Genomic DNA, 6,581 nt, shown 5'->3' with positions numbered 1-6,581 from the left:
CCCGCCGGCCGGCGGGCATGTCGTGCGTCGAGGAACGGCTCGCCGTCCTGGACTCCCCGTGCTGGGCGCGTTCCTTGTTCACGGTGCGCGCCGCGATCTCCTTCGCCCGGTCGGGGCTCTCGCCCCGGTCGCGGGCGCTCTTCCTGATGTGCTCGTACTGGCGTTCACGCTTGGGACTCGAACCCGCAGGCATCTTCGGTCCTCCTCTTGAACCCTTCGTTCTCGGGGCAGCGCCTACCCGTGCCCCACCGGGCCCATGTCGCGGCGCGGCGGCGTCCCGCAGGACCCCCGCAGCCTCCCGCGCCCGTGACGTACGGCGCAGCAGAGCGCACACACCGTCACGACGTGAGATGGCAACCCGATCGGGGGCCGATCGGCAGGCGTATGGATTTATCATGAAATGGCACCTGTAGCGCCTGGCGTGACGCATCAGACGCAGACATGCGATCGTCTCCCCTTCGGAGCAGGAACATGGCCGCAGGCAGCGAAGACGGCAGTGGACGGACCCGGCGCCCGTCGCACCCCAGATCTTCGAACAGGACCCCTCCTCCGGAAGGAGGGGGCACATCCCGGGCGGACAGCCGGCCGAGCGCGGGAGAAGGCAGCAGCCGGCACAGGGTGTCCGCGCCGCGGGCCATGCGCTCGGCGGCGCAGCAGCTCGAGGAGCTGCTGGGGCGTGCCCCGGAATCGGTGTCCGCCCTCAGACCCACCGAGGACGGGTGGCAGGCGGACGTCGAGGTACTGGAACTGGAGCGGGTCCCCTCGACCACCAGCGTGATGGCGAGCTACCGGGTCACCCTCGACGGGGACGGCGAACTGATGGCCTATGAACGCACCCGCCGCTACACGCGCGGACAGGTCGACCGGAAAGCCTGAGACAGGCCGCCGCCCACCGGCGCGGGAACGCGCAGCCGTCGCGCCCGACAGCACAGGCGCAACCCACCCGACACAGCACAACCCGACGGCACCAGGGGTCCGGTGAAGCAGAGGATCCGGTGAAGGGAGGCACCATGACGGTGGTACCGCAAGGCGGGGACAGCCTCGCCAGAGGCGGCGGAGGCGGCGGAGGCACTGGCGGCCTCTACGACATCCTGGAACTCATCCTCGACCGCGGCCTGGTCATCGACGTCTTCGTCCGGGTCTCCCTGGTGGGCATCGAGATCCTCAAGATCGACGCCCGGGTCGTGGTGGCGAGCGTCGACACCTACCTCCGCTTCGCCGAGGCATGCAACCGCCTGGACCTGGAGACCGGACGCAAGGCCCCCTCCAAGCTGACGGACGTGGTCGGCGAGGTGACCGAGGGCGGCGCCCACGGGAAGAGCAAGGGCGCCCTGACCGGAGCCGTCGAGGCCTTCACCGAGTCCCTCCAGCACGGTTCGGACGACCGCGAGGAGGAGCAGGAGTCCGCCGTCCGGCGGGAGAGGGCATCCCATCGCAGCGCGCGGCGGCGTGAGGAGTGAGCCATGGCCGTGTACGTCTACTCCGTCGTCGCCGCCGACCATCCCCTGCGGCTGAACGGTCTCGATGGGGTGGGGAACCCGCCCTCGAAGCTGCGCACCGTACGGGACGGCGACCTGGTGGCCGTGGTGAGCGACACCAGCGGGGAACTGCGGCCCAAGCGCCGCGACCTCGGCGCGCACCAGGCGGTCCAGGAGCGGCTGATGGCCGACGGAACGGTGCTGCCCCTGCAGTTCGGCCTCACCGCCCCCGACGACGACGCGGTCAGGGAGGCGCTCGCCGCCCGCAACGAGGAGTACACCCGGCGGCTGGCCGACCTGGAGGGTTGCGCCGAGTACCACATCAAGGCGTCCCAGGAGGAGGCGGCGCTGCTGCGCCGGATCCTTCTGGAGTCCGACGACGCCCGCGCGCTCAACGACCGGATCATCGGCGGCGACCGGGATCCGGAGCTGCCGCTCGCCCTCGGAGAGATGATCATGCGCGAGGTCCAGCGGCGCCAGGACGCCATGGCCGCCGCGGCGGTCGACGCCCTGAGCCCCTTCGCCCGGGAGGTGCGTGGGTCGCCCCCGACCGGACAGGACTTCCTCAACGCCTCCTTCCTCGTGGGCCAGGACGACGAGGAGCGGTTCCTCTCCGCCGAGAAGGGGCTGTCTGCCGACCTCGGCGAAGGTGTCGACCTCCGGCTGCGGGGCCCGCTGCCCCCTTACAGCTTCGTCTGAGGAGCACCGCATGGGAATCCTCACTCAGCTGGCCACCCTGCCCCTGGCACCGGTCCGCGGTGTGACCTGGGTGGTGGAGCGCGTCCTGGAGGTGGCCGAGGCCGAGTACTACGACCCCGCGCCCGTGGAGAAGGAACTCGTCCAGCTGGAGCAGGACCTGCTGGCCGGCCGTATCGACGAGGAGACCTTCGACCGACGTGAGGACGAACTCCTCGACCGACTGGAGGAGATCCGGGCGCACGTCGCGCCCGACGCCAGGTGAGCGGTACGCCCGGCACCGAGCGGAAGTGAGGTCCAAGGCCCATGACAGAACCCGTCCCCAGCAGGCTCGGCGCCATCCCCTCCAGGGCACAGCCGTACGGGCAGGGCTCGTCGGCGAACCTTGCCGACATCCTGGAGCGGGTCCTCGACAAGGGCATCGTCATCGCCGGTGACATCCAGATCAACCTTCTGGACATCGAACTGCTCACCATCAAGCTCCGCCTCGTGGTGGCCTCCGTCGACAAGGCCAAGGAGATGGGCATCGACTGGTGGGAGCACGACCCCTCGCTCTCCTCCCGGGCCGGCGGCAGCCGCTCGCTCGCCGAGGAGAACAGGCGGCTGCGAGCCGAGATCGAGGCCCTGCGTGAGACCGTCGCACTCCCGCCCGCCGAGGAGGAGCCGGCCGAACCGGTGGACCCGCCGGCCACCCCCGCCAGACGGCCCAAGCCGCGCACGTCGGCGTCCGGCACCTCGGCGTCCGGCACGGCGACCCCCCGCACCTCGGCGTCCCGCACGTCCACCGCCCGCACATCGACGCCGCGTACGTCGCCGCACCGGACCTCGTCGCGTCGCGAGCCGAGGTGAGCCATGCCGCCGACGCTCAGCTACGCGTACGCCGTCGCACGTGACACGCCCGCCCTCTCCCGGGTCGTGCCGGACCTCCGCGGTGTGGGCGGGGCACCGGTGCGCCTGGTGCGCGCCGAGGGCTGCGAGGACATGGTGGCCGCGGTGAGCCCCGTGCCGTCGGCCGACTTCGCCGAGGACGCGCTCCGCAACCACCTGGAGGACCTGGACTGGCTCGAGTCGGTCGCCCGTGCCCACCATGCCGTGGTGGAGGCGCTGGCGGCCGGCGCCACGGTCCTCCCCCTCCGCCTGGCCACCGTGTACCTCGACGACGAGGGCGTGCGCGCCGGACTGCGCACCGAGCGGCAGACCTTCAGCGACCGGCTGTCCCAGCTGGCCTCGCATGTGGAGTGGGGGGTCAAGATCTACGTCGAACCACCGGAACAGCAGGACGCCCCCGCCGCGGAACCGGGCCCCGACCTCAGCCCCGGGCGTGCCTATCTGCGCAGGCGGGGGCAGCAGCGGCACTCGAGGGAAGACGTCTACCAGGCCGCGGGCCGGGCCGCGGAGCGCGTCGAAGCCGCCGCCGGGGCCCTGGCGGCAGGCCGGGCCCGGCACCGGGTCCAGCGGGGACAGCTCGCCGAGGCGCCGGGTGAGAACGTCGCCAACGACGCCTATCTGGTGCCCCTGGAGCACTCCGACCTGTTCCGTGCCGAGGTGCTGCGCGCGGCCGAGGGGCTGACCGGCGTACGGGTCGAGGTCACCGGACCCTGGGCCCCGTACTCCTTCGCTGCGCCTCCCGAGCCGGCACCGCCCCGGGAGGAGGGGCCGTGAGGACGGCCGGCGGTGGGCTCCCCGAGCAGCCCCAGCCCCTGCCCGACCGGCAGATCGCCCTGATCGACCTGCTGGACCGGCTGCTGGGCGACGGCGTGGTGCTCACCGGCGACCTGGTGCTCTCCATCGCCGACATCGACCTGGTGCGCGTCTCGCTGCGCGCCCTGATCGGCGCCGTCGGTGAGGGCATGCCCTCGCCCTGGGCGACGGGTCCCGTCCCGACGGCGCAGCCGGGCCATGAACGGTGAGCGGCCCGAGGCCCTGAACCCCGCCGACTACGTCGCCGACCCCACCGGTCTGGCCGCCTCGGCCTTCCACCTGATGCCGGCCGCGGGGCAGGACCTCCCGCCCGGCGGCCCGGGGTCCGGGAGGGTGGCGCGCCGCCTCAACACCGAGCCGGAGAGCGTCGAGAGGGATCTGGTGAAGCTCGTCCTCACCCTCGTCGAACTCCTGCGGCAGCTCATGGAACGCCAGGCCCTGCGCCGGGTGGACGCCGGGGACCTCACCGAGGACCAGGAGGAGAAGCTCGGTGCCACACTGATGGCGCTGCACGACCGGATGTGTGAACTCTGCGAGCGCTACGACCTGTCGATGCAGGACCTCAACCTCGACCTGGGCCCGCTGGGCACCCTGCTGCCCCCGTCGGACGAGGGCCGCTAGGAGCGCGGGTCAGTGTGCGCCGTCGTGTCGGTCCAGGTGATCTCGAAGTACCTGACGCGTTCGTCCTGTCCGGCCGGCCGCATGCCGGCCGCCGTCATGACGTGCTGGGACGCGGTGTTGTCGTGGTCGGCGTCGCCCTTCACGCCGGTGACGCCTTGCGCCCGCGCGAACAGCAGCAGTTCGCGGAGTGCTTCGGAGGCATACCCCTTGCCTCGCGCCGACGGGACGAGGCCGTAGCCGATCGTCACGCTGCCGTTCTCGTCCGGGGGTCTGTGGAAGTCCACACCACCGATCGCCTGGCCGTCCTCGCGGTGACGGATCTCATAGTTGCCGAACGGCTGGGGGTCACCGGTGTCCGCACAGGTGCCCAGGAAGCGCCTGGCGGCGGACACGTCCCCATCGGTGGGATATCCGGGAGCCCAACGGGAACCGCCGTCCGGCTCGCCCGCCACCAGTCGCTCAGCCTCGCCGACGGTCAGCGGATGAAGCACGAGCCGCGCTGTCACAAGATCACCCATGGCAGGGAGGAGTATCATGCGGGACGGCCGGACCGCACTTGGATTATCCGATCGGGCAGCGCCCCGCCTCCGGTTGGTGACCGTGGGTACGGAAGCAGCGCGGTATGCGGGGTGGGGACGGGCGGTTCGAGGTCGAGCCGGTGGCGGAACGGCAGCCGCTGGGCCAGCGGCGGGACACGCGCCCCGTCGGAAGCTGACGGCCGGTCAGATCTTCTCCTCCATGCCGATCGCCTGCTCCAGCTCGGTGCGGGCGGTGTCGTGGTCCCCCGACTGCTGGGCCAGGAGCGCCGCGGCCAGGGCGTTCAGCTTGCGCTGCACCGTGTGCTCCGCACGCCGTTCGGCGTTCTTCAGCAGGGCCAGCAGGAGCAGGGTCACCGCGGTCATGGCGTCACCGGCGGCCAGCTGCCACTCCACCGGCAGCCGCAGCACATGCACTGCGACGAACGCCCCGACCAGCAGCACGCAGAACACCGAGAAGGCCGGAGAACTGGTGAAGTTGGAGGCCAGCTCGGCGAACCGCTCGAAGGCTCCGCGACGGGTCCCGCCGCGCTCCGCGGGGTGACGGAAGGTCAACGGATCGCTCCCACGCTCGCACGCCGCCGGTACGGGCGGCGGCTCCGCCGGTCCGGAGCGGCCGGACCTGCGCCGACGCCCCCGTGTTCACTGAGCGTAGCCGCTCCAGCGGCGCTGAGCGGCCCCGAACGCGCCCATGGAGGCGTGGGCGCATCCTGGGCGGCCGCCCGCCCAGCACCCCGTGGAGCGCCGGACGGCCGCCACCGCATGCATCCGGCAGGGACGGGCACGCGTCGGACTGAGGAGGCGGCCATGGACCCAGATCACCCGCTCGACGCGATCCGTCATACGGCTGAGCACGAGCGCGACGCCTACGCGGGCAGCGCGGACCGACCGCTGGGCGGGTACATCGCCCTGGCGGCCGTCTTCGGCACCGGTCTCGCGGGCCTGGTCGCGGGGGTGCGCGCCGGCCGGCGCCCGCTGCCGCAGCCGTCCCCACTGGATCTGTTGCTGCTGGCCGGGGCGACCCACCAGGCGTCGAGGCTGCTCGCCAAGGACCCGGTGACCAGCCCCCTGCGGGCGCCGTTCACGCGCTACCGAGGTACGTCGGGCCCGGCGGAGCTGCGGGAGGACGTCCGGGGCAGCGGCCTGCGGCACGCCGTCGGGGAACTGGTCACCTGCCCGTACTGCCTGGGGCCGTGGACCGCCACCGCACTGGCCGCCGGTCTGGTCACGGCCCCCAGGGCCACCCGCCTGGCGGCCGCGGCGCTCACCGCCGTGGCGGGCGCCGATCTGCTCCATCTGCTGCGGGGACGGATGCAGCAGTCCGGATGAGGACCCCGCCTGCGGAAGGACGTCAGAGGCCGGGGAAGAGAGGCGGAGCGCATGGTGCTGCTGCGACTGCCGGGGGTGTACGTGCCGCAGGGGGACACCTGGCTGCTGGTACGGGCGATGCTCCGCCATCCGCGGTTGCGCGGCGCCCGGGTGCTCGATCTGTGTTCGGGAAGCGGTGCGCTGGCCGTGGCGGCGTCCGCGGCCAGCGCACCGCTTCCCG

The 6,581-nt window shown here is 72.5% G+C and carries 11 protein-coding genes and 1 pseudogene; 9 read left to right on the top strand and 3 right to left on the bottom strand.

What is annotated here, in order from left to right; all coding sequences use genetic code 11:
- Window positions 1-193 (bottom strand): annotated as a pseudogene (locus AOK09_RS28320) (plasmid stabilization protein); the annotation flags it as partial.
- Between the two features lie 278 nt (window positions 194-471).
- Here AOK09_RS28320 and AOK09_RS28315 point away from each other — a divergent pair.
- From AOK09_RS28315 to AOK09_RS28280, 8 genes are all read left to right on the top strand, one after another.
- Window positions 472-876, top strand: coding sequence for a gas vesicle protein GvpO (locus AOK09_RS28315; protein WP_055590091.1), 405 nt, complete (start codon window positions 472-474; stop codon window positions 874-876).
- 134 nt (window positions 877-1,010) lie between these two features.
- Window positions 1,011-1,460 carry a gas vesicle structural protein GvpA gene (locus AOK09_RS28310; RefSeq protein WP_107101471.1) on the top strand — a complete coding sequence of 150 codons (450 nt, stop codon included), beginning with the start codon at window positions 1,011-1,013 and terminating at the stop codon, window positions 1,458-1,460.
- 3 nt (window positions 1,461-1,463) lie between these two features.
- Entirely contained in the window at window positions 1,464-2,177 is a 714-nt protein-coding gene (locus AOK09_RS28305) for a GvpL/GvpF family gas vesicle protein (protein WP_055590090.1), read from the top strand.
- A 10-nt stretch (window positions 2,178-2,187) separates the two neighbouring features.
- Window positions 2,188-2,439 (top strand): gas vesicle protein GvpG, encoded by a 252-nt coding sequence (locus AOK09_RS28300; RefSeq protein WP_055590089.1) that lies wholly within the window; start codon window positions 2,188-2,190, stop codon window positions 2,437-2,439.
- Between the two features lie 41 nt (window positions 2,440-2,480).
- A complete protein-coding gene (locus AOK09_RS42565; RefSeq protein WP_079063499.1) occupies window positions 2,481-3,023 on the top strand; it encodes a gas vesicle protein in 543 nt (180 codons plus the stop codon).
- A gap of 3 nt (window positions 3,024-3,026) precedes the next feature.
- Entirely contained in the window at window positions 3,027-3,836 is an 810-nt protein-coding gene (locus tag AOK09_RS28290) for a GvpL/GvpF family gas vesicle protein (protein ID WP_055590088.1), read from the top strand.
- A complete protein-coding gene (locus AOK09_RS28285) occupies window positions 3,833-4,084 on the top strand; it encodes a gas vesicle protein (RefSeq protein ID WP_055590087.1) in 252 nt (83 codons plus the stop codon). Before AOK09_RS28290 ends, AOK09_RS28285 begins: the two co-directional genes overlap by 4 nt.
- Window positions 4,074-4,496, top strand: a complete 423-nt coding sequence (locus AOK09_RS28280; RefSeq protein ID WP_079063498.1) for a gas vesicle protein K — start codon at window positions 4,074-4,076, stop codon at window positions 4,494-4,496. Before AOK09_RS28285 ends, AOK09_RS28280 begins: the two co-directional genes overlap by 11 nt.
- Here the strand turns inward: AOK09_RS28280 and AOK09_RS28275 are convergent.
- Together AOK09_RS28275 and AOK09_RS28270 are read right to left on the bottom strand one after the other, a co-directional pair.
- Window positions 4,493-5,014 carry a GNAT family N-acetyltransferase gene (locus tag AOK09_RS28275; protein WP_055590086.1) on the bottom strand — a complete coding sequence of 174 codons (522 nt, stop codon included), beginning with the start codon at window positions 5,012-5,014 and terminating at the stop codon, window positions 4,493-4,495. The genes AOK09_RS28280 and AOK09_RS28275 overlap by 4 nt on opposite strands.
- A gap of 204 nt (window positions 5,015-5,218) precedes the next feature.
- Window positions 5,219-5,587, bottom strand: a complete 369-nt coding sequence (locus tag AOK09_RS28270) for a low affinity iron permease family protein (protein WP_055590085.1) — start codon at window positions 5,585-5,587, stop codon at window positions 5,219-5,221.
- Window positions 5,588-5,839: 252 nt separating this feature from the next.
- On the opposite strand from AOK09_RS28270, the gene AOK09_RS28265 reads away from it, so the two are divergent.
- Window positions 5,840-6,361, top strand: coding sequence for a DUF1360 domain-containing protein (locus AOK09_RS28265; RefSeq protein ID WP_055590084.1), 522 nt, complete (start codon window positions 5,840-5,842; stop codon window positions 6,359-6,361).
- The last annotated feature ends 220 nt before the right edge of the window (window positions 6,362-6,581 follow it).

Origin of the sequence: Peterkaempfera griseoplana (assembly GCF_001418575.1) — a bacterium.
In the GTDB taxonomy this organism is placed as follows: Bacteria; Actinomycetota; Actinomycetes; order Streptomycetales; family Streptomycetaceae; genus Peterkaempfera; species Peterkaempfera griseoplana.
The sequence above is the reverse complement of the archived record's forward strand: the minus strand, read 5'-3'. Positions and strand labels throughout refer to the sequence as shown.

Bases quoted from the DNA above. Each gene is read 5' to 3' on its own strand.
- AOK09_RS28315 (WP_055590091.1), top strand. From the start codon at position 472: ATGGCCGCAGGCAGCGAAGACGGCAGTGGACGGACCCGGCGCCCGTCG.
- AOK09_RS28310 (WP_107101471.1), top strand. From the start codon at position 1,011: ATGACGGTGGTACCGCAAGGCGGGGACAGCCTCGCCAGAGGCGGCGGA.
- AOK09_RS28305 (WP_055590090.1), top strand. From the start codon at position 1,464: ATGGCCGTGTACGTCTACTCCGTCGTCGCCGCCGACCATCCCCTGCGG.
- AOK09_RS28300 (WP_055590089.1), top strand. From the start codon at position 2,188: ATGGGAATCCTCACTCAGCTGGCCACCCTGCCCCTGGCACCGGTCCGC.
- AOK09_RS42565 (WP_079063499.1), top strand. From the start codon at position 2,481: ATGACAGAACCCGTCCCCAGCAGGCTCGGCGCCATCCCCTCCAGGGCA.
- AOK09_RS28290 (WP_055590088.1), top strand. From the start codon at position 3,027: ATGCCGCCGACGCTCAGCTACGCGTACGCCGTCGCACGTGACACGCCC.
- AOK09_RS28280 (WP_079063498.1), top strand. From the start codon at position 4,074: ATGAACGGTGAGCGGCCCGAGGCCCTGAACCCCGCCGACTACGTCGCC.
- AOK09_RS28275 (WP_055590086.1), bottom strand. From the start codon at position 5,014: ATGGGTGATCTTGTGACAGCGCGGCTCGTGCTTCATCCGCTGACCGTC.
- AOK09_RS28265 (WP_055590084.1), top strand. From the start codon at position 5,840: ATGGACCCAGATCACCCGCTCGACGCGATCCGTCATACGGCTGAGCAC.